Below are 24,626 nucleotides of genomic sequence, written 5' to 3'. Positions count from 1 at the left end.
GGCGTTAAGCTTTTATCCACACCCTCCTGATCACGTTGACCGGCCACGAAATCCCATGATATCCCATCAAGCGTCACGAAGGGGACTCTCGGGGCACGAATTGAGCAGCAGCAGCGGCGGACCGGTTTTCGCCGTCACGGGAGAATTGCGTCGCCGCCATGGAAGCTCTCGGGACAGTTCGGCAGACGGAGGAGGGCACGCGGTCGCGCGATGCCGCCCGTTTCGTCGGCCGCGCCGAGAACAAGATCGACGCCAAGGGGCGCGTCTCGGTGCCCGCCGACTTCCGCCGCGCGCTCGGCGAGGCCGGCGCGCCGCTCTATGCGCTGCCCTCCCTGACCGATCCCGTCATCGAATGCGGCGGCGAGGAGCTGATCGGGCTGATGCTGTCCCTGATCGACGGCATGGACGTCTATGACGAGGAGCGCTGGGCGCTCGAAGAGACGATCACCGAGGACACGCAGCGCCTGTCCTTCGACGACAATGGCCGCATCATTCTGCCGCCCGCCCTTCGCGAGCATGCGGGGCTCGATGGCATGGCGGCCTTTGCGGGGCGCGGGCAGCGCTTCGTCATCGCCTCGCCCGAACATCTCGCCGAGCGCCGCGCCGCGGCGCGCGCCGCCGCGAGCCGCCACCGCGAGACCTTCAAGGCGAGAACGCTTCCCTCCGTCGTGCGGAGGCGCGAGGCATGAGCGGGCACATCCCCGTCCTCGCCCGCGAGGCGACTGAGGCGCTCTTGCCGCAAGAGGGCGGCGCCTATGTCGACGCGACCTTCGGCGGAGGCGGCTATAGCGGCATCCTCCTCGACGCGGGCGCCCGCGTCTTCGCCTTCGACCGCGACCCTTCGGCCATCGTGAACGGCAGGGCGCGAGCGGAGGCGGCGGAAGGCCGCCTCGTCCTGATCGAGGCGCCCTTCGACCGGATGGCCGAGGCGCTCGAAGAGCGCGGCGCGGCGCCGGTGGACGGCGTGGTCTTCGATCTCGGCGTGTCGTCGATGCAGATCGACCAGGGCGAGCGCGGCTTCTCCTTCATGAAGGACGGCCCCCTCGACATGCGCATGGGCCAGGGCGAGCGGGCGAGCGCCTTCGTCAACGAGGCGGACGAGGCCGACATCGCCAACGTGATCTATCAGTATGGAGAGGACCGCCGCTCGCGGCGCCTCGCCAAGGCCATCGTGGCCGAGCGCGAAGCCTCGCCGATCGAGACGACCGGGCGGCTGGCCGGGATCGCGGAGGCGGCCCTGGGCAATCGCGAGAAGATCCATCCCGCGACGCGCATGTTCCAGGCGATCCGGATCCTGGTGAATGACGAGCTGGGCCAGGTCGTCCGGGGGCTGATCGCGGCGGAGGCGGTGCTGCGCGGGGGCGGGCGGCTGTCGGTCGTCTCGTTCCATTCGCTCGAGGACCGCATCGTGAAGCGGTTCTTCGCCGAAGCCTCGGGCGCCGCCGAGACGCGCTCGCGCCACATGCCGGAAGCCGAGGGCGCGCCCGCCACGCTCGAAGCGGTCGGGCGCAAGGCGGTCGCGGCGGGCCGGGACGAGGTCGCCGCCAATCCGCGCGCGCGCTCGGCGAAGCTGCGGGTGGCCGCGCGGACCGAAGCGCCGCTGCGCCCCTGGACCGAAGAGAGGCTGCGCCGGCTGGGGGCGCCGCCGATCACCTTTTCCGATCTTCAAACGCGCTGGGCTGCATGATGCGTATCGTCACTCCGATCCTCTGTCTGGCGCTCGCGGCCGCAGCCGCCGGGCGCTATCATGCCGAGGCCGATGTGCGGGCCGCCCGCTCCGAGCTGTCGGAGGTCGAGGCGGCGCGCCTCGCCGAGGAGGAGAAGGCCCAGCGGCTGCGCCTGGAGGTCGAGGTCCTCGAATCCGCCGCCCGCCTCGAGGAGCTGAACGCGCAGACGATAAAGCTGGCCCCGGCGAGGGCCGAGCAGCTCACGACCCGCTCGGAATTCGCCGAGCGGATCGGCCGTCCGGCGGGCCGCGATGACAGCGTCGACGCGGCCTCGGACATCATCGGCAATGCGATCACCATGTCCGATCCGGCGCATGCGCCCGGAGGCCGGCCATGAGCCTGCACAGCGCCGATGCGGGCCTGAAGTCCCGCCCGAGCGTCCGCGTCACCTATGACGAGGCGCATGGCGGGGCTGTCGCCGATACGGGCGGCGGGGCGGAGATGATCGGCCGCGTGCGCCTGGTGCTGGGCGCCTTCTTGTGCGTGTTCTGCCTTCTGGGCGTGAGGCTCGCTTATGTCTCCTTCGGCATGGAGGAGGAGATCGCGCTCGTGCGCGCCGCCAATTCCTCCGACATGCGGGCGGAAGTCCTCGACCGCGAGGGCCGCCCTTTGATCATGAACCGGGACACTTACGGCCTCGGCATTGACGGGCGCGACGTCTGGGACGTCGAGGAGACGGTCGCCGCGCTGACCGGCCTGTTCCCCGATATCCGCAGGGACTGGCTCACCGAGCGCCTCGCCGATGGCCGCTACGCCTATCTGCGGTCCGATATCAGCGAGACTGAGCGCGCGGCGGTGGTGGCGCTCGGCCTGCCGGGCATGCGCTTTCCGCCGGGCCGCGCGCGGGTCTATCCGCAGGGCGAGCTCGCAGGGCATGTCCTCGGCTACACCATTCCGGGGCGCGGCGGCGCGGTCGGGATCGAGAAGTCCCTCGACGGCATGGACGAGGCGGGATCGGTTCGCCTGACGCTCGACGTGGCGGTGCAGCAGGTCCTCGAGGACGAGATCGGCGCGGCCATCGAGACCTTCTCCGCCAAGGCCGGGTGGGGCGTTCTGATGGATGCCCGCACGGGCGATGTCGTCGCCCTGGCGAGCCTGCCGGACTACGACCCCAACCGCCCCGGCGACAGCCGCGCCGATGCGCGCCGGAACCGCGCCGTGTCCGACGCCTATGAGCTCGGCTCCGCCTTCAAGCCGATCACGGTGGCCGCCGCCATCGAGAAAGGCGTCGTCACGCAGTCCGAACGCTTCGACGTCAGCAAGCCGATCACGGTCGGCCGCTGGCAGATCGAGGATTACAGCCGCAAGCCGCATCCGCTGACGGTCTCGGAAGTCCTTCAGTACTCGTCGAATATCGGGACGATCCAGATCGCCCAGCGCCTGGGCGAGAAGAGCTTCGTGGAGACGCTCGGCATGCTCGGCCTGACAGAGCCGCTGAAGACAGACCTGCCTGAGGCGCGCCAGCCCCAGCTTCCGCCCCAATGGGGCGAGGCGGAGCTTGCCACCGCATCCTACGGGCACGGCATCGCGGTCACGCCGCTCCAGCTCGCAGCGGCCTTCGCCGCCGTCGTCAATGGCGGCACCTATGTCACGCCGCGCTTCCTCGAGGACACGCCCGTGAAAACCCGGCCGGTCTTCAGCCCCGAGACGAGCGCCGCCCTGCGCGTCGCGCTGCGCCGGGTGATGACGGACGGGACGGGCAGGAATGCCGAAGCGCACGGCTATCACGCCATCGGCAAGACGGCGACGGCCGACAAGCCGGGCGGCGGCGGCTATAACGAGCGCAAGCTGATCTCGAGCTTCGTCGGCGCCTTTCCGGGCTATGATCCGCAATATGTCCTTCTGGTCTCGCTCGACGAGCCTCAGGGCATCGCCAAGACCTATGGCTTCGCCACCGCGGGCTACACCGCGGCCCCGATCTTCCGCCGGGTGGTGGAGCGGGCCGCGCCGACCCTCGGCCTGATGCCGGTCGGCGATGCGGTGGCGCTCGACGGCTTCATCGGCCTGCAGCGCGGCGCGGGCGAGCCGCAGGACCTCGATGCCATGGCGCGCCTGCTGACGGAGGCGGCTCTATGACGACATTGCAGGACCTCACCGCCCTTGCCCGCAACCTGCCGGCGGTCGAGGTGGCGGGCGTCACGGCCGACAGCCGGGCGGTCGAGCCGGGCTATCTTTTCGCCGCATTGCCGGGCAGCCAGGCCGATGGGCGCCGCTTCATTCCGCAGGCGGTCGAAGCGGGCGCGGTGGCCGTGCTCGCGCTGCCGGGGACCCAGGCCCCTGTGCCCGTGATCGAAAGCGAGGAACCCCGCCTGACGCTGGCGCAGATCGCGATGAGCCTGCATCCGGGCCAGCCGCGCCACGTCGCCGGGATCACCGGAACGAACGGCAAGACCTCGGTCGCCCGCTTCGCCGCGCAGCTCTGGACCGCGCTCGGCCATCCCTCGGGCACGCTCGGAACGCTCGGCGCCTTCGCGCCCGGCTATGACTATGCCCTGCGGCACACGACGCCGGACCCGGTCGAGATCCACCAGGTCCTCTCGACCATGGCCCGGCTCGGCACGACCCATCTCGCCATGGAAGTGTCCTCGCACGGCCTCGCCCAGCACAGGGCGGACGGCGTGCGGTTCAGCCAGGCCGCCTTCACCAATATCACCCAGGACCATCTCGATTATCACGGCGACTTCGCCGATTACCTCGCGGCCAAGCTGCGCCTCGTGACCGAACTCCTGCCCGAGGGCGAGACGGCGGTCATCGGCGCGGACGGCGCGGGCAGCGCGGAGGTCATCGCCGCGACCCTGGGCGCGGGGCGCCGGGTGTGCTCGGTCGGGCGCAAGGGCGAGCGCCTGATGCTGCGCTCCCTCGAGCCCCTGCCGACCGGCCTGCGCATGGAAGTCGAGGTGGAGGGGCGCACCCATGCCCTGAGCCTGCCGCTGATCGGCGCCTTCCAGGCCGACAACGCGCTCGTGGCCGCAGGGCTGGCCCTGACGAGCGGACATGACGACAGCGCCGTCCTGCCCGCGCTCGAACATCTCAGCGCCGCGCCCGGCCGCATGCAGCACGCCGGAACCAAGCGCGTCCGGGGCGGCGAGGCGGCGATCTATGTCGACTATGCCCACACGCCCGACGCGGTCTCGACCGCGCTGGCCGCCATCCGGCCGCATGCGGAGGGCGAGGTCCATATCGTGCTCGGCGCGGGCGGCGACCGGGACAGAACCAAACGCCCCCTGATGGGACGGGCCGCGGCCGAAGGCGCCGAGCGGGTCATCGTCACCGACGACAACCCCCGCACCGAGGCGCCCGGCCCGATCCGCGAAGCCGTGGCCGAAGGCGCGCCCGGCGCGCGGATCGTGCCCGACCGCGCCGCCGCGATCCAGGAGGCGGTCGAGGCGCTCGGCCCCGGAGACGTCCTGCTGATCGCGGGCAAGGGGCACGAGAAATACCAGATCGTCGGCGAGGTCACCTACCCCTTCGACGACGTCGCCATCGCGCAAGAGGCCGCACGCGCGGCCTCCGCCGCGTCGTGAGAGCGTGGGAGGGTTTGATGAGCGGACCGCTCTGGACCGCATTCGAGGCCGCGGCCGCGACCGGCGGCCTTCTGACCGCGCGCGGCGAGGCGCCCTCCTGGCAGGCCGACCGCCTGCCCGAGGAGGAGTGGACCGCGAGCGGCTTGTCGATCGACACCCGGACCCTGCGTCCCGGCGAGATCTTCGTCGCCGTCCGCGATGCCCGCGACGGCCATGACTTCGTGCAGCAGGCCTTCCGCGCCGGCGCCTCCGCCGCGCTCGTCTCGCGCGCGCCGCAGGATGCGCCCGAGGGCGCGCCGCTCCTGGTCGTGCCCGATACGATGAGTGGGCTTCACGGCCTGGCGGCGGCGGCGCGCGACCGCTGCTTCGGCAGGCTGATCGGCGTGACCGGCAGCGCGGGCAAGACCTCGGTCAAGGAGATGCTGAGATCGGCTCTGTCCGCCTGCGGCGAAGTCCATGCGGCGGCGGCGAGCTTCAACAATCACCTCGGCGTGCCGCTGACCCTCGCCGCGCTGCCCTCGGATGCCGATTACGGCGTCTTCGAGATCGGCATGAACCATGCGGGCGAGATCACGCCGCTGACGCGGCTCGTCCGCCCGCATGTCGCGATCATCACCACGGTCGAGGCGGCGCATCTCGAATTCTTCTCCTCGGTCGACGAGATCGCCGAGGCCAAGGCGGAGATCCTGCTCGGCATCCGCCGGGGCGGGACCGCCGTCCTGCCCGCCGACAACCGCTATTACCCGCTTCTGCGCCGCAGGGCGGAGGAGGCGGGCGTGGCGCGGATCGTCTCCTTCGGTTCGGGCGAGGGAGCCGATGTGCGGCTGATGGGTTATGAGCCCGGCGCGGAAGGCGCGCGGGTGGAGGCTTCCATCGGCGGCGAAACCTTGCGCTTCCGCCTCGCCGCGCCCGGCCGTCACCAGGCGGTCAACGCCATGGCCGTGCTCGCGGCCGCGCGGGCGGCGGGCGCCGATCTCGGCGCGGCGCTCGCGGGGCTCGAGACCTTCCGCCCCGGCAGCGGGCGCGGCGCCCGGCACGAAGTCCGCCTCGGCGGGAAGTCCGTGACGCTGCTCGACGAGAGCTACAACGCCAATCCCGCCTCCATGCGCGCGGCGATCCGCACGCTGGGCGATGCGGTGCCGCGGGGCGAGGGGCGCAGGATCGCGATCCTGGGCGACATGCGCGAGCTCGGACAGGGAAGCCGGCAGCTTCACGCCGAACTGGCGGAGCCGCTCGAAGGAGCGGGCATTGCCCGCATCCACACCGCGGGCGCCGACATGGCCGCGCTGCGCGACGTCCTGCCGTCCGCCATGCGCGGGCTTCACGCCGATGCCGCGGCGTCCCTGGCAGATGATCTGATCACGGATTTGCACGACGGCGACGTGCTCTTGTTCAAGGGATCGAACGCCTCGCGCGTCGGCGCGCTGATCGAGGCGCTGCTGGCCCGTGCGGAGGCGCGCTGAAGGACCTCATGCTCTACCACCTCCTCTATCCCCTTTCGGGCGAATTCCCGCTCTTCAACGTGTTCCGGTACATCACATTCCGGACCGGCGGAGCGGTGATGACCGCGCTCTTCCTCGCCTTCCTGTTCGGGCCGGCCATGATCGGCTGGATGCGGAAGAAGCAGGGCAAGGGGCAGCCGATCCGCGAGGACGGCCCGCAGAGCCACGTGATCGAAAAGGCCGGCACGCCGACCATGGGCGGGCTGTTGATCCTGTTCTGCATGCTCGTCTCGACGCTGCTTTGGGCGCCGCTCGACAATCTCTATGTGTGGGTGGTCATCGGCGTGACGGCCGGGTTCGGCCTCCTGGGCTTCTTCGACGACTATCTGAAGGTGACCAAGCAGAACACGCGCGGCGTCGTCGGCTCGGGCAAGCTCTTCTTCCAGTTCCTGATCGCCTTCATCGCGGGGGCGGCCTGCGTCCTGTTCCTCAAGACGACGCAGGGCATCGACCCGCGCATCGCGACGGGCATCGCTCTTCCCTTCGTCAAGGGGCTGTTCATCCCGCTGACCCTGTTCGGCATGATCCCCTTCGCCGCCATCGTCATCGTCGGCTCGTCCAATGCGGTGAACCTGACGGACGGGCTCGACGGCCTCGCCATCGTGCCGGTGATGATCGCGGCGGCGAGCTTCGGTGCGATCGCCTATCTGACCGGGAACGCCATTTACGCGGATTATCTCCAGATCGTGTACGTGCCCGAGGTCGGCGAGCTCGCCGTGATCTGCGGCGCCATGGTCGGCGCGGGCCTCGGCTTCCTGTGGTTCAACGCGCCGCCGGCCATGATCTTCATGGGCGATACGGGCTCGCTGTCCCTGGGCGGCGCGCTCGGCGCGATTGCCGTGGCTGCCAAGCACGAGATCGTGCTCGCCATCATCGGTGGATTGTTCGTGTTCGAAGCGTTATCGGTGATGATCCAGATCGCCAGCTTCAAGCTGACAGGGAAGCGGGTGTTCAAGATGGCGCCCGTTCACCACCACTTCGAGCAGATGGGATGGAAGGAGCCGACCGTGGTCATCCGCTTCTGGATCATCGCCGTGATCCTCGCTCTGGTCGGCCTGAGCTCGCTCAAGCTGCGTTGATGGAGAGACCCGTGTTCCCGCTTCCGCAGATGAAGGATCGTTCCGTTCGCGTGCTCGGCCTCGGCCCGGCGGGCCGGGCGGCTGCGGATGCGCTCGCGGAGAGCGGCGCCCGCGTGACGGTCTGGGACGACGATGCGGCGCGCAGGGAAGGGGTCCGCCATCCGGCAAAGGGGCCGCGCGCCTCCCTCGAAGGGCTGGACGGCATCGTCCTTTGCGACGGGGGCGTGGCCGGCATCGCCAAGGCGCTGCTGCCCCAGGCCAAGGCGGCCAGGATCCCGGTCCTGACCGATCTCGACCTCTTCTCCGCCGCGATCGAGGCGCTGCCAGAAGACGCGCGTCCCAAGGTGATCGGCGTGACCGGTGCGGCGGGCAAATCCGTCACCACCTCGCTGATCGCCCATGTCCTGCGGGCCAATAAGGGCAAGCCGATCCTCGGAGGCTCCGACGTGCCCTGCCTCGCCCTGCCGATGGCGGGGCCGGAGGCGACCTATGTCATGGAGCTGCCCGTCAGCCGCCTGAGCGCGGCGCGCAAATTCCGCTGCGACATCTCCGTCATGCTGGGCCTCGGCACATGCGGCGAGCGGCAGGGGCTCGACACCGCCCTTCGCGCCGTGATGCGCGTCTTCCGCCACCACGCGCCGGGCGATGCCGCCGTGATCGGCGTCGATGACGGGCTCGGCCAGAAGATCTGCACGGCCCTGCAATCGGGCGATGCGGCCAAGGTCGGCGCGGCGCGGGTGATCCCGGTCTCGGGCGAAGCGAGCCTCGGCCACGGCGTCTTCGCCCTGTCGGGCCTCGCCTATTCCTCCCAGCACGGGAAGACCCAGCCCTTGGGCGATTTCAGCCGCGCGACCGCCCTGGCCGGTCCCCACCTCAACCAGGACGCCGCCGCCGCCATCGCCGCCTGCCTGACCCTCGATGTCGCGCCGCCGCTCATCATGCGCGCGCTCTACAGCTATCAGGGTCTGCCCGGCCGCTTCGAGACGATCGGCAGCGAGGGGCGCATTCTCTATATCGACGACAGCCGCTCGCGCTGCGCCCGCTCCGTCGAGATGGCGCTAGCGGGGTGCTCGGAAGTCTTCTGGATCGGCTCCCGCGAGGTGGCGGCGAAAGTGCTCGGGCAGGCTCCTTCGCTGCGCGGCGCCTATGTCGTCGGATCGGGCAAGGCGATCCGCGGGGCGAGCCTTCATTCCGACCTGCCGAGCGCACTCGGCGCCGCGCGCCGGGAAGCCCGCGCCTATGCGGACGCGACGCCGGGGGCGGCGCCCGTCATACTCTATTCGCCGGGCTGCGCATCGGACCCGGCGGAGTTCCGGAAACTGATCGGTGAAGGCAGCGAGACGAGGCAGGCGCAGCATGGCTGAGATGACGCTGGCGCGGAGACATGCGCCTTCGGGAGAAATCGCGCGCTGGTGGAGCGAGATCGACAGGCCGCTGGTCACGCTGACCGGCGCGCTGATCCTGATCGGGCTCGTCCTGTGCACGGCTGCGGGCCCCGTGGCGGCGGGCCGGATCGGGATCTCCAACCCGCTGCACTTCGTCGAGCGCCAGATCGTCTTCCTCATTCCGGCGGTCGGCGTGATGGCGATCCTGTCCACATTGCCGCCGCTCGCCGTGCGCCGCTTCGGCGCGGTCCTCGGCGCCGGCGCGGTTTTCGGCATGATGGCGGCGATCCTCATCGGCCCCGAGATCAAGGGCGCGCATCGCTGGCTCGATCTCGGCGCCTTCAGCGTCCAGCCCTCGGAATTCATGAAGCCCGGCTTCGTCATCGCCAGCGCCTGGTTCCTCGCCGAGGGCGCGCGGGACAGGAGCTTCCCGGGCGGCCTCGTCAGCCTCGCGCTCTACCTCGCCTGCGCCGGAACGCTGCTCGCGCAGCCCGATTACGGCCAGTGGATCCTGCTGACGGCGATCTGGGGCGTGATGTTCTTCATCGCGGGCTGGTCCTGGGCCTGGATCGCCTCGCTCGGCGCGGCCGCGGCAGGCGCCCTGGCGGTCGGCTATCATGTCGCCCCGCACGTGCAGAGCCGCATCGACCGCTTCTTGTCGCCCGGAAGCGGCGACACCTATCAGACCGACAAGGCGCTCGAGGCGATCTCGGGCGGCGGCGTCCTCGGCCATGACGTCAAGGGCACGGAGGGCGTGAAGGCCTCGCTGCCCGATGCGCATACGGACTTCATCTTCGCCGTGGCGGGCGAGGAGTTCGGCTTCCTCCTCTGCGCGCTGATCCTCGCGCTCTTCGCGGCCATCGTGATGCGGGGCTTCCGCTTCGCCGGCGAGACGCAGTCGGTCTTCCTGCGCTGCGCCGTGGCGGGTCTGTCCGCGCAGCTCGCCTTCCAGGCCATGGTCAATATCGGGGTGAACCTATCGGTCCTGCCCGCCAAGGGGATGACGCTGCCCTTCATCAGCTATGGCGGCTCGTCTCTGGTCGCCACCGGCATCACCATGGGCCTGCTTCTGGCGCTGACCCGGCGGCCGCAGGCGTGACGGCGGCAGGATCGCGGGGCACCGTCGCGCTGGCAGCCGGCGGGACGGGCGGGCACATGTTTCCCGCGCAGGCGCTGGCCGAGGAGATGCGGCGGCGCGGCTGGCGCATCCTCCTTCTGACCGATGCGCGGGGCCTGCGCTTCGCCGAGGGCTTCCCGGCCGACGAAATCGTAGAGCTCAAGGCGGCCAATCCGAATGTGCGCGGGGCCGGCGCCAAGGTCGCGATGATGCAGGCCATGGCCGCGGGGCTGTGGCAGGCGCGCTCGGCGATCAAGAAGGCGGACCCGGCGCTGGTGGTCGGCTTTGGCGGCTATCCCTCGGCGCCCGCCATGCTCGCCGCGAGGCTGGGGCGGCGGACCCATGGTATCCACGAACAGAACGCCGTGCTGGGCCGGGTCAACAGGCGGGTCGCGCCGAGCGCGGATTTCGTCGCCCATGCCTTCCCGCGGCTCGACCGCCTGCCGGCCGTGCGCGGCGAGGTGGTCCAGACGGGCAATCCGGTGCGCGACGGCGTCCGCGCCGCGGCTGCGCCTTTCACCCTGCCGGGGGAAGAAGAGGCGCTCTCGCTTCTCGTCTTCGGCGGCAGCCAGGGCGCGAGCCTGTTCAGCCGGATCTTTCCGCCCGCGCTGGCATCGCTGCCAGAAGCGCTGCGCCGCAGGCTGCGCGTCGTCCAGCAGGTGCGCGACGAGGAAAAGGACGCGGTCGAGCGTACCTATCGCGACGCAGGCATAGTGGCGGAGCTCGCGCCCTTCTTCTCCGACCTGCCCCAACGCATGAGGGACGCCCACCTCGTGGTCGCGCGGTCCGGCGCGTCCAGCGTGACGGAGCTGGCCGTGATCGGCCGTCCCGCGCTGCTCGTGCCGCTCGGGATCGCGATGGACGATCATCAGCGGGCCAATGCCGAGGTGCTGGAAGCGGTCGGCGCCGCGCGAGTCCTTCTCGAGGAGGAGCTGACCGCGCAAGGCGCGGCGGCCGTCCTCGAGCCCCTCCTGGACGCGCCGGAGCGCCTGAAAGCCATGGCGGACGGGGCGGCGCAATGCCTGCCGGACGATGCCGCGGCAAGGCTAGCCGACCTCGCCGAGAGGCTGCTAGAGGCGAGCGACTAGCCTCGAATACGCCCAGAGCGGGCGAGGCGCCGCCGCAGCGAGACATCCGTGACCGAAGCCGCTCCTATCCAGGTCCGACTGCCCTTTCCGATCGGCCGCGTGCATTTCGTGGGCATTGGCGGGATCGGCATGTCCGGGATCGCGCGGGTGATGAACAATCTCGGCTATGAGGTCTCGGGCAGCGATATCGCCGAGGGCCCGCAGGTGGCGCGCCTGCGCGAACGCGGCATCGACGTGAAGATCGGCCATGCCGCCGGCAATGTCGGCGATGCTGCGGCCGTCGTCGTGTCCGCCGCGATCCCGCCGGAGAACCCCGAGCTCGCCGCGGCGCGGGCCCGGCACATTCCGGTGGTCAAGCGCGCGGACATGCTGGCCGAGCTGATGCGCCTCAAATGGAATGTCTGCGTCGCCGGCACGCATGGCAAGACGACTACGACCTCCATGGTCGCCGCCATGCTCGATGCGGGCGGGCTCGATCCGACCGTCATCAATGGCGGCGTGATCAACGCCTATGGCTCGAATGCGCGGCCGGGGGAGGGCGACTGGATGGTGGTCGAGGCCGATGAGAGCGACGGCACCTTCATCCGCCTGCCCTCGACCGTCTCGGTCATCACCAATATCGATCCCGAGCATCTCGACCATTACGGCGATTTCGACTCCCTGCGCGCGGCCTTCGACGCCTTCGTCGAGAACACGCCCTTTTACGGCTTCGGCGTGGTCTGCCTCGACCACCCCGAGGTGCAGGCGCTGGTCGGGCGCATCACGGACAGGCGCCTCGTCACCTATGGGCGCAATCCGCAGGCCGATGTCCGCGCCGAGAAACTGGAGGTCGCGCCCGATGGCAGCCGCTTCGACGTCGTCTTCCGCCACAGGGCCGAGGGCGAGCGCCGGATCGAGGGCGTCCACCTCTCCATGCCCGGCGAGCACAATGTCCTGAACGCGCTGGCCGCCATCGTGGTGGCGCGGGAGCTCGGCGTCGCGGACGAGGCGATCAAGGCGGGCTTTTCCCGCTTCGCCGGCGTCGGCCGCCGCTTCTCGGAGGCCGGAACCTATCAGGGCGTGCGGATCATCGACGATTACGGCCATCATCCCGTCGAGATCGCCGCCGCGCTCAAGGCCGCGCGCGGCGCGGCCGAGGGGCGGGTGATCGCGGTCGTCCAGCCGCACCGCTATTCGCGCCTCGCCTCGCTCTTCGACGAGTTCTGCGCCTGCTTCAACGAGGCGGACACGGTGCTGATCGGCGATGTCTACGCCGCCGGCGAGGCGCCGCTTCCCGGGGCGGACAAGGCCGCGCTCGTCGAGGGGGTGGCGGCCCACGGCCACAGGGATGTCCGTGCGCTGACCGACTGGCAGGAGCTGGCGCAGGCGGTCGGCGAGGCGGCGCAGCGGGGCGACCTCGTCATCTGCCTCGGCGCCGGGGACATCACCAAGCACGCGAACGGCCTTGCCAAGGCTCTCGAAGCCCGCGGGGTGCAGTTCCCGTGACGCTTCGCGGACGCCTCCTCGAGGGGCAGGCTCTGGCCCCCTATACATGGTTCCGGGTCGGCGGGCCGGCGGACAGGCTCTTCATTCCGCAGGATACCGAGGATCTCGCCGCCTTCCTCGCAGCGCTGCCGCAAGAAGAGCCGCTGACGATGATCGGCGTCGGCTCGAACCTCCTCGTGCGCGACGGTGGGCTGAGGGGCACGGTGATCCGTCTCGGGCCGGGCTTCGGCCATGTCTCGGCGGACGGGATGCGGCTTCGCGCAGGGGCGGGGGCGGTGGATGCCAAGCTCGCCAAGCGCGCGGCGGCCGCGGGGATCGCCGGGCTCGAGTTCTTCCGCGGCATTCCGGGCACGGTCGGCGGCGCGCTGCGCATGAATGCGGGCGCCTATGGCGGAGAGACGGCGGACGTCCTGGTCGAAGCCAGCGCGCTCGACCGGCAGGGGCGGCTTCACACTTTCGGGGTGGATGACCTCGACTACGCCTATCGCTCCTGCGGGCTTCCGGATGAATTCATCTTCGTCGAGGCGCTGTTCGAGGGCCGCCCGGGCGACCCCGCCGCGATCACCGAGCGGATGGACGCGATCATGACCCGGCGCGAGGCGACCCAGCCGGTCAGGGAGCGCACCGGCGGCTCGACCTTCAAGAACCCGACGAGCCAGACAGACCGCTCGTCCTGGCAGCTCGTCGATGCCGTCGGTGGCCGCGGCCGACAGGTGGGCGGCGCCCGGATGTCGGAGCTTCACGCGAACTTCATGATTAATTCGGGAAATGCGACCGCGGCCGATCTCGAGGAGTTGGGCGAGAGCATCCGCAAGGATGTGAAGGCGCAGACGGGAGTGGATCTCGAATGGGAGATCAAGCGCATAGGAGAGACGGCATGACGGATGCCAAGCGGATCGCCGTCCTGATGGGCGGCTGGGGCACGGAACGCGGCGTGAGCCTGATCACCGGCCGCGCGGCGGCGAAGGCGCTGCGCGAGGAAGGGTTCGAGACGGCCGAGATCGACGTGACCCGCGACCTGGCCGCGACGCTGCGCGAGAGCTTCGACGGGGCGGGGCCGGAGGTCGTCTTCCTCGCCCTTCACGGCCCTTACGGCGAGGACGGCACGGTGCAGGGCCTCCTCGAGATCATGGGGCTGCCCTATACGCATTCGGGCGTCCTCGCCTCGGCGCTGTGCATGGACAAGCCGAGGGCGAAGACGATGATGCGCAGCGCCGGCCTGCGCGTGCCGGACGGCTTCGTGCTGCCGCTCGCGGGCCTCGACGGCACCCATCCGATGCGGCCGCCTTACGTGGTCAAGCCGGTCGGCGACGGCTCTTCCTTCGGCGTGCATATCGTCGAGAACGAATTCGACGCGGCGCCCCGCGCGGACCTGATGGATGCGCGCCTGTTCGGCGGCGTCGCCATGGTCGAGCCCTTCGTTCCGGGCCGGGAGCTGACGGTCTCCTGCCTCGGCGACGAACCCCTCGCCGTCACCGAGATCGTGCCGGCGGCGGGCTTCTACGACTACACGGCGAAATATCAGGAGGGCGGATCCACCCATGTCCTGCCCGCCGAGATCCCTTCGGAAATCGAGGCCGAGGCGCTGCGCATGGCCGCGGAGGCGGCGCGCGTCCTCGGCTGCAAGGGCCTGTCGCGCACGGATTTCCGCTGGGACGACGCGGAGGGCGTTAACGGGCTGTTCATCCTGGAAGTGAATACACAACCGGGGCTGACGCCGACCTCCCTGTCACCGGAACAGGCCGCTCTGCGCGGCCACACCTTCCGCGCGTTGGTCCGCTGGATGGTGGAGGACGCGTCTTGCCCGCGGTAGCGAAGAAGAAGCCGGCGACCAGACGGAAGACCCAGAGCCCGAAGCGCAAGACCGGCCGCCAGACAAAGGCGAAGAGCGGCGCGCTGCAACGCACGGGCGCACGCCTGGACGGCGTGTTCGGCAATCTCTGGTCGAGCCTTCTGACCTATGCCGCCGTGGGATTCACCGCGCTCGGGCTTCTCGTGCTCTTCATGCTGTTCGCGGGCGGCTATTTCTCGAACATCCCGGACCGCCTCTCCGCGCTCAGCGAGACCATGGTGCGGGGCGCGGGCTTCTCGGTGGCGCGCGTGACCCTGAAGGGCGGAACCGACCTCGCCGAGCGCGACGTCATGCAGGCGCTGTGGACGGACGAGAAGGGGTCGGTCATCGGCCGGTCGCTCTTCCATGTCGACGCCGAAGAGGCGCGGACGCGGCTCGAATCCATCGGCGCGGTCCGCTATGCCGCCGTCACCAAGCTCTGGCCCGACACAGTGCATGTCTCCGTCACCATGCGGCAGCCCGAAGCGCTGTGGCAGGACGAGGCGGGCGTACTGCACCTCGTGGACGTCGACGGTGTCTCCCTGCGGCCCGTCTCGTCCAATGCGCATACGGACCTTCCGGTCATCGTGGGCACCCGCACCCCGGCAGGCGCCATGGATATCCTCGCCGAGCTGCGCCGCCGCCCGGCGCTGCTCTCGGCGGTCGCCGCCATCGTCAGCGTCGGCGACAGGCGCTACGATCTGCGCTTCCGCAACGACTTCACCGCCAAGCTGCCGCAGGACGATGTCGGCGCGGCCCTCGACCGCCTCCAGGGGCTCGGCGCGGGGACGGGCGATCTGGCGGAAAGCCTCGACTATATCGACCTGCGCGACCCCAAATGGGCCTATTACAAGCCCAAGCAGGACTGAATTTGTCTATGCAGACCGTCGTAAGGCTGGGCCGCGCCGAGACCAGCGTGCTGGTCGCGCAGCAGGGCGGCCGCGAGCTCGACATCGAGCATTTCCAATGCGTGGAAGTGCCCTCCCTCACCTTTGACGGCAGCCCGAACAGGGCGGCCGGACCCGTCCTGCGCGGCCTCCTGGCCGAGGCGGGCGATCCCGAAGAGGTCACGGTCCTGCTGCCGCCGGGCGCCAGCGTGTTCCGCCGGGTCGAGGTCGAGATGCCGGTGCGGGGCCTCGTAAGCCATGCGGTGCTGGAGGACGCGCTGGACCGGGCGCGCCGCGAGGTCGGCAGGCCGGCAGAGGCGCTGCTGACCTGCCAGCCCTCGCGCACCTTCATCGACGGCGAGCCGGTCTCCGGCGATCCGGTCGGCCAGCGGGCGCGCATCCTCCGCATCGAGATGACGGCGCTCAGCGCGCCGATCGCGCTCCTCGGCCGCTTCGAAACCGCCATCGGCGCCGCCGGCAGCCGCCTTGCCGGCGTTGTCAGCGCGCAGGAGGCCGCCGCGGCGGCCCTGCTGCCCAGGGGCGAGGGAAGCGCCGTGCGCGTCGCCTTCGGCGGCACCGTCGCGGTCCATGCCTCGGCCGGCGCGCTCGCGGCGGGCGCGCGCGTGCCGATCGGGCGGCGCCACCTGATACACGACGTTGCGGAGATCCTTCACCTCGACCCCGCCGAGGCCGAAGCCCGCCTGGAGAGCGTGCTGTCCGGGCGGCCGGACGAGGACGCGGAGCGCGTGATCCAGCAACGCCTCGCCGAACTCAGCGAGCTGCTGGTCGCCGCCTGCGCAGAGGCAGGCATCGCGCTGGAGGAGGGGCAGACGGTGCTGTCCGGCCTTCCTGCGGCCGCTCTGGCCCATACGGAGTTCGGCATGGCGCGGCCCGTGCCGAAAGGCGCCGTGCCCGGGGCGCTTGCGAACGATCCCCTGCTGGCGGGGGCCGCCATGCTGGTCTGCGAGATGCGCGGGCATCGCGACCGTCCGAGCGCATGGCTCGAAGCGCCCAAGCGGATGCGCCTCCTGGACTGGCTGCGCCGGAACTTCTGACTTGGCGCGCCGCCTTCGGCTCCTAAGATAGGGAAGATGTCGCTTATCGAACCCGGTACGCCCCTGCCGCCCGCCCACCCTTCCGAAGAGACCCTCGACCTGCTCGCCAAGCGGCGTTCGGTGACCGCGCAGCTCCTGGGCGAACCCGGCCCTTCGCCCGAGCGGCTGAACGCCCTTTTGGAAATCGCGGCGCGGGTTCCCGATCACCGGAAGATCGAGCCCTTCCGCTACGTCGTCTTCGAGGGGAAGGCCCGCACGGCCTTCGGCGAGGTGCTGCGGGAGAGCGCGAAGCGCAACGCGCCGGATGCCGCGCCGAAAAAGCTCGATGCGGAGGCCTCGCTCTTCGAGAGGGCGCCCGTCGTGGTCGCCGTGGTGTCTTCGGTCGATCGCGAGCACAAGACGCCGGAATGGGAGCAGGTGCTGACGGCCGGAGCCGTGTGCCAGAACCTGCTCATCGCGGCTTCGGCCGCAGGTTTTGCGGGGCAGTGGCTGACCGGCTGGCCGGCCTATGACGAGCATGTCCTCCGCGAGATGGGCCTCGGCCCGAACGAGCGGATCGCGGGCTTCATCTATCTCGGCACGGCGCAGGAAGACCCCAAGGAGCGGCCGCGCCCGGCGCTGGCCGATATCCTTATTCGATGGGAAGGGTGAGGGCGCGGACGGCCTTGTCGGTATATTGATAGCCGGTCCAGAAGGTCAGCGCCGCCGCGATCCACAGAAGGACGAGGCCGATCACGCTCAGAATGCCGGCATCCGGCCCGAAGCAGAGAAAGACGAAGGCGGCGAATTGCGCGGTCGTCTTGATCTTGGCGAGATAGGTCACCGGCAGCTTGACGCCTTCGCCCGCCGTCGCTTCGCGCAGGCCGCCGATCAGCGCTTCGCGCAGGATGATGACGAGGGCCGGGACGAGGTGCCAGCCGAAGACCGCGCCCGTCGCCACGAAGAGCAGGAGCGCGGCGCCGGTCAGCATCTTGTCGGCCACCGGGTCGAGCGTTGCGCCGAGCGGCGAGACCTCGCCCCGCTTGCGCGCGACATAGCCGTCGAACCAGTCCGTGATTCCGGCCAGCAGGAACAGGATCGCGGCCAGGACCTCGAAACCGGCGAGGAGCGCGGCGGCGAAGGGCACGATCAGCACGATCCTGCCGAGCGTGAGCCAGGTGGCCAGCGTCACGACCCGTCCCTCGCCAGCCACTCTTCGAGCCAGTGGATGTGGTAGTCGCCCTTCTGGAAGTCGGGCTCGTCGAGCAGGGCGCCGAACAGGGGAACCGTCGTCTTCACGCCCGTGATCACCGTTTCCTGCAAGGCGCGCCTGAGGCGGGCGAGGCAGAGCTCGCGGCTGTCGCCATAGACGATGAGCTTGCCGATCATGGAGTCGTAATAGGGCGGGATCTGATAGCCGTCATAGACCCCCGAATCGAACCGCACGCCGGGGCCGCCGGGCGGATGGAAATCGGTGATCTTGCCCGGAGAGGGCGTGAAGGTCCGAGGGTCCTCGGCATTGATCCGGCACTCGATCGCGTGGCCCTTGAAGGTCACGTCGGACTGCTTGATCGTCAGCTTCTCTCCGGCGGCGATGCGGATCTGCTCGCGGATGAGGTCGACATCCGTCACCTGCTCCGTGATCGGATGCTCAACCTGGATCCGGGTGTTCATCTCGATGAAATAGAAGCGGCCGTCCTCATACAGATATTCGACCGTGCCCACGCCCAGATAGCCGAGCTTCTCGATGGCCGCGCGCGTGATCTCGCCGATCTCGGCGCGCTGTTCGGGGGTGAGGACGGGGGACAGCGCCTCTTCGAGGAGCTTCTGGTTGCGCCGCTGCAAGGAGCAGTCGCGCTCGCCGAGCTGGACGACATTGCCGTGGCTGTCGGCGACGATCTGGATCTCGATATGGCGGGGCAGTTCGAGATATTTCTCGAGATAGACCGCATCGTCGCCGAAGGCCGCCTTGGCCTCGGACTTGGCGGTGAGGATCGCGTCTTCGAGATCGTTCTCGGTCCGCGCGAGCTTCATGCCGCGCCCGCCGCCGCCCGACGCCGCCTTGACCAGCACCGGATAGCCGATCTCGCGGGCGACCTTGAGGCCTTCCTCGACGTCGCGGATGCCGCCATCGGAGCCCGGCACCAGCGGAATGCCGGCCTTGCCCATCGTGTCCTTGGCGGCGATCTTGTCGCCCATCACGCGGATATGGTCGGCGGAGGGGCCGATGAAGGCGATGTTGTGCGCCGTGGTGATCTCGGCGAAGCGCGCATTCTCGGACAGGAAGCCGTAGCCCGGATGGATCGCGTCGGCGCCGGTGATCTCGGCCGCCGCGATGATGCGCGAGATGTCGAGATAGCTGTCCTTGGCCGCTGGCGGGCCGATGCAGACGCTCTCGTCGGCGAGGCGGACATGCATGGCCTTGGCATCGGCCGTGGAATGCACCGCCACGGTCTGGATGCCGAGCTCCTGGCAGGCGCGGTGGATGCGGAGGGCGATCTCGCCCCGGTTCGCGATGAGGACCTTTTCGAACAAGGCGCTACTCGACGATCAGCAGGACTTCGTCGAACTCGACCGGTTCGGCGTCGCGGGCCAGGATCTCCTTCACCGTGCCGGCGGAGGGCGCCTTGATCTCGTTCATCGTCTTCATCGCCTCGACGATCATGACCGTCTGGCCCTGGGAGACCGTGGCCCCGACGGTGACGAAGGGGGCGGCGCCGGGCGAGGGCGAGAGATAGGCCGTGCCCACCATGGGCGAGCGGACGGCGCCGGGATGGTCGTTCGAGACGGGACCCGGCGTTTCGGGCGCGGGCGCCTGCTGGGCGGGCTGCGCCGGGGCGTGCCCGGCGGCGGGCGCCTGCGCGCTGACGGTGGAGACGCCGCGGCTGACCCGCAGGCGCAGGCTTCCGCGTTCGATCTCGACCTCGCTGAGCCCGGTTTCGTCGAGCACCTCCGCCAGCGCCCGGATCGCGTCGAGGTCCCGTTCGATCTTGTCTGATTCGGCCATCGCGTCCCCTCTCAGCCTTCTTGTCTCGTATTGATCAGCCCCAAAAGGGCGCGGAGCGCCATCGTGTAACCATCTGCACCGAAGCCTGCAATGATTCCCGTAACAACCGGCGCGGTAAAGGATGAATGGCGGAATTCTTCTCTTGCCGCAGGATTGGACAGGTGAAGCTCGATAACCGGGCAAGAACAGGCGGCCAGCGCATCCCTCAGCGCGACGGAGGTATGCGTGTATCCCGCGGGATTGATGACGATGCCGTCCGCGGCGCGCGCGTCCTGCACGAGGTCGATCAGCCCGCCTTCGCTGTTGGTCTGGGCGAAGGTGAGGTCGAGGCCTTCGCGATCGGCCAGCGCCCGGCAGGCGGATTCGATCTGCGCGAGGGTCGTCCGCCCATAGACCTCCGGCTCCCGCTCGCCGAGCAGGTTGAGGTTGGGGCCGTTCAGGATCGCCACTCTGGCAGGCATGGTCTTGCCTTCTCGCCTAGGATCGGTTGCGGGCCGGGTGTCGCCTCAATACATCCCGGTTAGGCTGAACCGGCCCTTGCGAGCAAGGCGCAGCGCGATCCGAGGACGACAGAATGAACATCATCGTGAACGGCGAGAGCCGTCGAATCGCAACCGAGGCGACGGTGGCGGGCCTGCTCGAGGAGTTCGGCCTGCCCCCGCGCAAGATCGCGATCGAGCGCAATCGGGAGATCGTGCCCAAATCGGCCTATGGCACCACGGCGCTCAGAGACGGCGACGAGATCGAGATCGTCCAGTTCGTCGGAGGCGGCTGATGACGGACATCCCTCAGGACGAAGGCTTCACGGTCGCGGGGCGGCGCTTCACCTCCCGCCTGATCGTCGGCACCGGCAAATATGAGAGCTTCGCGCAGAACGCCGCCGCCGCGGAGGCCGCGGGCGCGGAGATCGTCACCGTAGCCGTGCGCCGGGTGAACCTGACCGATCCGAGCCAGCCCATGCTGGTCGACCATGTCAGCCCCGAGCGCTTCACCTTCCTGCCCAATACGGCGGGCTGCTATACCGGCGAGGACGCCGTGCGCACGCTGCGCCTGGCGCGTGAGGCGGGGGACTGGAACCTCGTCAAGCTGGAGGTCCTGTCGGACCCCAAGACGCTCTATCCGGACATGATCGAGACGCTGCGCGCGCTCGAAATGCTGGTCGCGGACGGCTTCGACGTCATGGTCTATTGCGCTGACGACCCGGTCATGGCGCGGCGCCTCGAGGAGGCGGGCGCCTGCGCGATCATGCCGCTCGGCGCGCCGATCGGATCGGGCCTCGGCATCCAGAACCGGGTCAATATCCGCCTGATCGTCGAGCAGGCGGGCGTGCCGGTCCTCGTCGATGCAGGCGTCGGCACCGCCTCGGACGCCGCCATCGCGATGGAGCTCGGCTGCGACGCCGTCCTGATGAACACCGCCATCGCCGAGGCGAAGGACCCTGTCCTGATGGCGAGCGCGATGAAGCATGCCGTGATCGCGGGACGGCAGGCCTATCTTGCGGGCCGGATGCCCAGGCGGCGCTATGCCGACCCGTCGAGCCCGCTGGCGGGCCTGATCTGAACAGAGAAGAAGCTGCTCTTTCGGAAGCGGCTTCTGTCTCTTTTTTCAAGCAAAGAAAAAGGCGGGCCGAGGCCCGCCTTTTCCGTTTCCAGGCTCGGTGAGAGCTTAGAAGTCTTGCGTGAACCGGATGAACGCGGTCCGGCCGCGCAGGTCGTACTGTGAACCAAAGACCGGAACATTGCCCCGGCGGCTGGTGATGTCCGCGGATACCACCGGCGGCTCTTCGTCAAAGAGGTTAGTCACACCGGCCGTGATGGTGTTGTTCTCACCGCGCCACCGGACGGAGGCGTCGTGATACCAGACCGCCTCGGTTTCGTTCTTCCGGATCGCGTCTGCGCCGAAATAGGTCGTCTCGCGAGGATCGAAGATCTCGTTCGAGGTGTGGCCGACAAAGTCGTAGAACCAGGTGAAGGTCCAGTCGCCGCGCTGCAGCTGAGCACGGCCGTTGGAGACGACATCCGGATCGCCGATCGTCGAGTTGAAGTCTTCTGTCTCGAAGCCTGATTCTTCAGCTGCGCTGAACAGCTGGTAGGTATCTTCCAGAGTCCAGGTCGCTTGGCTTTCGACGAGGATCGTGCCGAAGTCAAAGTCCTGTTCGTAACGCAGCGTGGCGTCGATGCCGCGGGTTTCCTGCGTATTGATGTTCACGAAGCTGTCGTTGACCGTATCGATCGCGAACTCATCAGTGTCAGTTCCGCGGACGATAAGATCACAGAAGGCGTTCGGGAAATTGTCACCACCGTAGCACCCCGACAGAATCGAAGCGGCACCGAGCTGGTCGATCTGGTCGTTCACTTCGATCTCGAAGTAATCCACCGCAAGGCTCAGCGGCAAGATCTCAGGAGTCAAGATAACTCCGAAGGTCCGTGCTTCCGAGGTTTCCGGAACGAGCACGCCTTCTCCACCGCCGGAGGTGATGGTCGCCGAAGATGCGCCGCCGGCATAATCCGGCTCGATTCCGATCGCCGAACAGTTCCGGACCAGATCTTCATCGCTGCTCTCGCCGTAGTCGATGCAGGGATCGATCGCGATCTGGCTGAGGAACGAAGTCTGGTTGCCGAGGAACAGCTCATAGAGCGCCGGCGCCCGGTAGGACGTGCCAATCGTGCCACGGACACGAACCTGCGGGATCACCTGCCAGTTGACGCCGGCCTTCCAGATCGCATCGCTGCCGGTTGAATCATAGTCGAATGCACGTGCGGATCCGTTAAAGGTCAGTTCCTCGATGCCCGGCATGCCACGCAGGATCGGAACCTCGATCTCGCCGTAAGCCTCAGCGACACTGTCCGAACCTTTCGTAACCTGTGCAGAGGAGAAGCCCCAGAGGTTGCCTGCCTGAGCCTGCTCGTCCGGCTGGTCGTCGATCGAGAAGTCCCGATACTCCGCACCCAGAGCCAGCAGCACGTCGCCCGCGGGCAATTCAAAGAGGTCGCCGCTGACATAGCCGCTGGCCACCCATTGCTCATAGGTCGTCTCACCGGTGATGTCGCCGCCCAGCGTGCTGTAGAAGTTGGACGGGTAGTAACCGCTCAGGATCTCAGGCGAGAAATAGTCAAAGACAGGCGCATCGTCGTCATACCGTGCGTCACCGCTCTGATCAGCAAAGATCTGATTGAAGTTCGTATACTCACCTTCGGAGCGGGAGTAGGTGCCAGTAAGGTTCCAGCCCCAGTCCGAGAAGTAGCCCGTGCCGCCGAACTCGCCCGACAGGTCCGAAGAAAGCGAGTAGTAGTCGAGCGTCACCTCCGAATTGCTCGGGTAGATCATGATCGGCTGCGCAACGACCAGAGGGTTGTCGTAGCTCGGATCATTCGCGTAGCCATAGGCGCCGAACACGGCGCTGGACGTTGCGCCGCCGACCAGCGGGAAGAACTGCCGGGTGCCGTCGGACTGTGTCTCGCGGCGGGTGAAGAGGCCTTCGACCACCCACTTGGTGCCGCCGAGCAAATCGAGATCGAAATCCGATACGCCGTAAAGGCTAAAGCGTTCTGTCCGATTGATCGCATCCTCTTCGAGTGCACGATAATCGTTGATCACGTCCTCGTAGTACGCGGGTTCGCCATCGCCGTCATCATAGCGACCATTCGTGCGCGGACGATAACCAGAGATCGGGCCGATCGTCATGCCGTCAGGGGCAGGGATGAAGCGCTCACCCTGGTAGGGAAGGAATTGAGCCGCTACTTCTGGCGCCAGACCAAAGTCGGGAACAATTGCCGTGTTGAAGTATACTGTGCCCGAGTTGCAGTTCGCGAAGTTTTCGTCATCCGCGAGAACCGAGCGGTTTTGACGGTCGATCTGACGACCGGTTTCCGGGTCATAGTACATGTCCATCGGACAGGACAGGTAGTCGCGGTCGCCGAGGTCTAGCTCCTCGATCAACTCCCACTGACCGGCGAGCGCGATGCTGCCATTGTCGAAATTGAAGCCGTAGGCGCCGTCGACCGAGTAGCTCGCGCCGCCGTCAGAGAAGGGCTGGTTGGTCTGGACGGTGATCGTCGGACGCTCGACCGAGGTGAGGGTGATGACATTGACCACGCCGGCGACGGCATCCGAGCCGTAGACGGAGGATGCGCCATCCTTGAGGATCTCGACACGCTGGATGATCGAGTCGGGAATGACGCCCAGGTCGAAGGAGCCGACCTGGCCGCGCACGCCGGCCGGACCAGGCCGGCGGCCATTCAGCAGGACGAGGCTGCGCTGTGCGCCGAGGCCGCGGAGCGAGACCGAGTTGATGCCGGTGCCGCCTTCGACGACGAAGCCGCCGAACTGGTTGTTCAGCTGGACGGAACCACTCGCCACGCTGGAGCCCTGGACGATGGAGGCCGTGTCGATCAGGCCTTCGAGCGTCGCCTGCTCGGCGGTGATGACGTCGATCGGCGAGGCCGAGGTGAAGGTGTCCCGGCGCAGGCGCGAACCGGTGACGACGATCTCGTCGGACGGCTGCCGGATCGGCGCTGCGGACGTTTCGTCGTTGTTCTGGACCGATTCCTGAACGGCCTCGGCTGCGGGGCTCTCGCCCTCGTCTTGAGCAAAGGCGATGCCGCCAAGTGCATAGACGCTGGCCGCGCTCGCGAGGAGCAGAGCGCGGCGGCTCCGTCGTTGAAGTTGCATGTTCTACCCTTAATCATTGCGGGAGCCGGAATGGCTCCCGCAAGCCCATCGAATGCCAGTTTGTATTGCAGGCCCGTCACGAAGGTGACACTTTCCGTGATGTCACGGCAAGGCGTTCGTTCCAAATCAGGATGATTCGCCCGTAGTCTGGAGCGTAGTGTGACGCTCCTGCTACACTTCCAGCCGCAACCTCCATCCACCACCGCAAACGAACAGGCCGATCTTGCGCAAGCACGGATCTGCCGCTTGCCAGAGCGCCTCTATGGCTGTCTTCTAAGCGCTGGCGGGG

23 protein-coding genes are annotated in these 24,626 nt (G+C 68.5%); 18 read left to right on the top strand and 5 right to left on the bottom strand.

The window, feature by feature from the left end:
- Positions 1–158 precede the first annotated feature (158 nt).
- From IE88_RS0105060 to IE88_RS0104985, 16 genes are read left to right on the top strand one after another with little or no spacing between them, the layout of a single operon-like run.
- Complete coding sequence (locus IE88_RS0105060) at positions 159–689, top strand: division/cell wall cluster transcriptional repressor MraZ (RefSeq protein WP_051881529.1); 531 nt, start codon at positions 159–161, stop codon at positions 687–689.
- On the top strand, positions 686–1,687 hold the full coding sequence (gene rsmH, locus IE88_RS0105055; protein ID WP_036766620.1) for a 16S rRNA (cytosine(1402)-N(4))-methyltransferase RsmH: 1,002 nt from the start codon (positions 686–688) through the stop codon (positions 1,685–1,687). The genes IE88_RS0105060 and rsmH overlap by 4 nt, the downstream gene beginning before the upstream one ends.
- Positions 1,684–2,064 (top strand): FtsB/FtsL family cell division protein, encoded by a 381-nt coding sequence (locus IE88_RS0105050; protein WP_031551094.1) that lies wholly within the window; start codon positions 1,684–1,686, stop codon positions 2,062–2,064. The genes rsmH and IE88_RS0105050 overlap by 4 nt, the downstream gene beginning before the upstream one ends.
- Positions 2,061–3,803, top strand: a complete 1,743-nt coding sequence (locus tag IE88_RS0105045; RefSeq protein WP_051881528.1) for a peptidoglycan D,D-transpeptidase FtsI family protein — start codon at positions 2,061–2,063, stop codon at positions 3,801–3,803. Before IE88_RS0105050 ends, IE88_RS0105045 begins: the two co-directional genes overlap by 4 nt.
- Positions 3,800–5,251, top strand: a complete 1,452-nt coding sequence (locus IE88_RS0105040; RefSeq protein ID WP_031551084.1) for a UDP-N-acetylmuramoyl-L-alanyl-D-glutamate--2,6-diaminopimelate ligase — start codon at positions 3,800–3,802, stop codon at positions 5,249–5,251. The genes IE88_RS0105045 and IE88_RS0105040 overlap by 4 nt, the downstream gene beginning before the upstream one ends.
- Positions 5,252–5,268: 17 nt before the next feature.
- Entirely contained in the window at positions 5,269–6,714 is a 1,446-nt protein-coding gene (locus IE88_RS0105035) for a UDP-N-acetylmuramoyl-tripeptide--D-alanyl-D-alanine ligase (protein WP_031551081.1), read from the top strand.
- Positions 6,715–6,722: 8 nt separating this feature from the next.
- Positions 6,723–7,832 (top strand): phospho-N-acetylmuramoyl-pentapeptide-transferase, encoded by a 1,110-nt coding sequence (gene mraY, locus IE88_RS0105030; protein WP_031551078.1) that lies wholly within the window; start codon positions 6,723–6,725, stop codon positions 7,830–7,832.
- 11 nt (positions 7,833–7,843) lie between these two features.
- Positions 7,844–9,196 carry a Mur ligase family protein gene (locus IE88_RS0105025; protein ID WP_156032382.1) on the top strand — a complete coding sequence of 451 codons (1,353 nt, stop codon included), beginning with the start codon at positions 7,844–7,846 and terminating at the stop codon, positions 9,194–9,196.
- Positions 9,189–10,316, top strand: coding sequence for an FtsW/RodA/SpoVE family cell cycle protein (locus IE88_RS0105020; protein ID WP_036766619.1), 1,128 nt, complete (start codon positions 9,189–9,191; stop codon positions 10,314–10,316). The genes IE88_RS0105025 and IE88_RS0105020 overlap by 8 nt, the downstream gene beginning before the upstream one ends.
- Positions 10,313–11,422 (top strand): undecaprenyldiphospho-muramoylpentapeptide beta-N-acetylglucosaminyltransferase, encoded by a 1,110-nt coding sequence (murG, locus tag IE88_RS0105015; RefSeq protein WP_031551070.1) that lies wholly within the window; start codon positions 10,313–10,315, stop codon positions 11,420–11,422. Before IE88_RS0105020 ends, murG begins: the two co-directional genes overlap by 4 nt.
- Positions 11,423–11,470: 48 nt before the next feature.
- Positions 11,471–12,907: a UDP-N-acetylmuramate--L-alanine ligase gene (murC, locus tag IE88_RS0105010; RefSeq protein ID WP_202900429.1), complete on the top strand. Its 1,437-nt coding sequence runs from the start codon at positions 11,471–11,473 to the stop codon at positions 12,905–12,907.
- The gene (gene murB / locus IE88_RS0105005) at positions 12,904–13,788 is read left to right on the top strand and encodes a UDP-N-acetylmuramate dehydrogenase (protein WP_031551064.1); all 885 of its coding nucleotides are present in this window, start codon (positions 12,904–12,906) and stop codon (positions 13,786–13,788) included. Before murC ends, murB begins: the two co-directional genes overlap by 4 nt.
- Complete coding sequence (locus tag IE88_RS0105000) at positions 13,785–14,720, top strand: D-alanine--D-alanine ligase (RefSeq protein ID WP_031551062.1); 936 nt, start codon at positions 13,785–13,787, stop codon at positions 14,718–14,720. Before murB ends, IE88_RS0105000 begins: the two co-directional genes overlap by 4 nt.
- Positions 14,708–15,607 carry a cell division protein FtsQ/DivIB gene (locus IE88_RS0104995; protein WP_031551059.1) on the top strand — a complete coding sequence of 300 codons (900 nt, stop codon included), beginning with the start codon at positions 14,708–14,710 and terminating at the stop codon, positions 15,605–15,607. Before IE88_RS0105000 ends, IE88_RS0104995 begins: the two co-directional genes overlap by 13 nt.
- Before the next feature lie 2 nt (positions 15,608–15,609).
- Entirely contained in the window at positions 15,610–16,680 is a 1,071-nt protein-coding gene (locus tag IE88_RS16315; RefSeq protein ID WP_162178299.1) for a cell division protein FtsA, read from the top strand.
- 36 nt (positions 16,681–16,716) lie between these two features.
- The gene (locus IE88_RS0104985; protein ID WP_051881527.1) at positions 16,717–17,331 is read left to right on the top strand and encodes a nitroreductase family protein; all 615 of its coding nucleotides are present in this window, start codon (positions 16,717–16,719) and stop codon (positions 17,329–17,331) included.
- Here the strand turns inward: IE88_RS0104985 and pgsA are convergent.
- From pgsA to aroQ, 4 genes are read right to left on the bottom strand one after another with little or no spacing between them, the layout of a single operon-like run.
- The gene (gene pgsA, locus IE88_RS0104980) at positions 17,312–17,851 is read right to left on the bottom strand and encodes a CDP-diacylglycerol--glycerol-3-phosphate 3-phosphatidyltransferase (protein WP_031551053.1); all 540 of its coding nucleotides are present in this window, start codon (positions 17,849–17,851) and stop codon (positions 17,312–17,314) included. The two genes, IE88_RS0104985 and pgsA, sit on opposite strands and share 20 nt — an antisense overlap.
- Complete coding sequence (gene accC, locus IE88_RS0104975; protein ID WP_031551050.1) at positions 17,848–19,194, bottom strand: acetyl-CoA carboxylase biotin carboxylase subunit; 1,347 nt, start codon at positions 19,192–19,194, stop codon at positions 17,848–17,850. The genes pgsA and accC overlap by 4 nt, the downstream gene beginning before the upstream one ends.
- A 4-nt stretch (positions 19,195–19,198) precedes the next feature.
- Complete coding sequence (gene accB, locus IE88_RS0104970) at positions 19,199–19,666, bottom strand: acetyl-CoA carboxylase biotin carboxyl carrier protein (protein ID WP_031551048.1); 468 nt, start codon at positions 19,664–19,666, stop codon at positions 19,199–19,201.
- Positions 19,667–19,677: 11 nt separating this feature from the next.
- Positions 19,678–20,127: a type II 3-dehydroquinate dehydratase gene (gene aroQ / locus IE88_RS0104965; protein ID WP_031551046.1), complete on the bottom strand. Its 450-nt coding sequence runs from the start codon at positions 20,125–20,127 to the stop codon at positions 19,678–19,680.
- A 113-nt stretch (positions 20,128–20,240) separates the two neighbouring features.
- Here aroQ and thiS point away from each other — a divergent pair, with 113 nt between their 5' ends.
- Both thiS and IE88_RS0104955 read left to right on the top strand, forming a co-directional pair.
- Positions 20,241–20,441 carry a sulfur carrier protein ThiS gene (gene thiS / locus IE88_RS0104960; protein WP_031551043.1) on the top strand — a complete coding sequence of 67 codons (201 nt, stop codon included), beginning with the start codon at positions 20,241–20,243 and terminating at the stop codon, positions 20,439–20,441.
- Positions 20,441–21,226 (top strand): thiazole synthase, encoded by a 786-nt coding sequence (locus tag IE88_RS0104955; RefSeq protein ID WP_031551040.1) that lies wholly within the window; start codon positions 20,441–20,443, stop codon positions 21,224–21,226. Before thiS ends, IE88_RS0104955 begins: the two co-directional genes overlap by 1 nt.
- 105 nt (positions 21,227–21,331) lie before the next feature.
- On the opposite strand, the gene IE88_RS0104950 is transcribed toward IE88_RS0104955, so the two are convergent.
- Complete coding sequence (locus IE88_RS0104950; protein ID WP_031551037.1) at positions 21,332–24,337, bottom strand: TonB-dependent receptor domain-containing protein; 3,006 nt, start codon at positions 24,335–24,337, stop codon at positions 21,332–21,334.
- Between the last annotated feature and the right edge of the window lie 289 nt (positions 24,338–24,626).

This window comes from Parvularcula oceani, assembly GCF_000733125.1.
GTDB lineage: Bacteria > Pseudomonadota > Alphaproteobacteria > Caulobacterales > Parvularculaceae > Parvularcula > Parvularcula oceani.
The sequence above is the reverse complement of the archived record's forward strand: the minus strand, read 5'-3'. Positions and strand labels throughout refer to the sequence as shown.

Bases quoted from the DNA above. Each gene is read 5' to 3' on its own strand.
- IE88_RS0105050 (WP_031551094.1), top strand. From the start codon at position 1,684: ATGATGCGTATCGTCACTCCGATCCTCTGTCTGGCGCTCGCGGCCGCA.
- mraY (WP_031551078.1), top strand. From the start codon at position 6,723: ATGCTCTACCACCTCCTCTATCCCCTTTCGGGCGAATTCCCGCTCTTC.
- IE88_RS0104950 (WP_031551037.1), bottom strand. From the start codon at position 24,337: ATGCAACTTCAACGACGGAGCCGCCGCGCTCTGCTCCTCGCGAGCGCG.
- IE88_RS0104955 (WP_031551040.1), top strand. From the start codon at position 20,441: ATGACGGACATCCCTCAGGACGAAGGCTTCACGGTCGCGGGGCGGCGC.
- aroQ (WP_031551046.1), bottom strand. From the start codon at position 20,127: ATGCCTGCCAGAGTGGCGATCCTGAACGGCCCCAACCTCAACCTGCTC.
- IE88_RS0105035 (WP_031551081.1), top strand. From the start codon at position 5,269: ATGAGCGGACCGCTCTGGACCGCATTCGAGGCCGCGGCCGCGACCGGC.
- IE88_RS0105000 (WP_031551062.1), top strand. From the start codon at position 13,785: ATGACGGATGCCAAGCGGATCGCCGTCCTGATGGGCGGCTGGGGCACG.
- rsmH (WP_036766620.1), top strand. From the start codon at position 686: ATGAGCGGGCACATCCCCGTCCTCGCCCGCGAGGCGACTGAGGCGCTC.
- IE88_RS0105040 (WP_031551084.1), top strand. From the start codon at position 3,800: ATGACGACATTGCAGGACCTCACCGCCCTTGCCCGCAACCTGCCGGCG.
- thiS (WP_031551043.1), top strand. From the start codon at position 20,241: ATGAACATCATCGTGAACGGCGAGAGCCGTCGAATCGCAACCGAGGCG.
- IE88_RS0105045 (WP_051881528.1), top strand. From the start codon at position 2,061: ATGAGCCTGCACAGCGCCGATGCGGGCCTGAAGTCCCGCCCGAGCGTC.
- IE88_RS0105020 (WP_036766619.1), top strand. From the start codon at position 9,189: ATGGCTGAGATGACGCTGGCGCGGAGACATGCGCCTTCGGGAGAAATC.
- IE88_RS0105060 (WP_051881529.1), top strand. From the start codon at position 159: ATGGAAGCTCTCGGGACAGTTCGGCAGACGGAGGAGGGCACGCGGTCG.
- accB (WP_031551048.1), bottom strand. From the start codon at position 19,666: ATGGCCGAATCAGACAAGATCGAACGGGACCTCGACGCGATCCGGGCG.
- IE88_RS0104985 (WP_051881527.1), top strand. From the start codon at position 16,717: ATGTCGCTTATCGAACCCGGTACGCCCCTGCCGCCCGCCCACCCTTCC.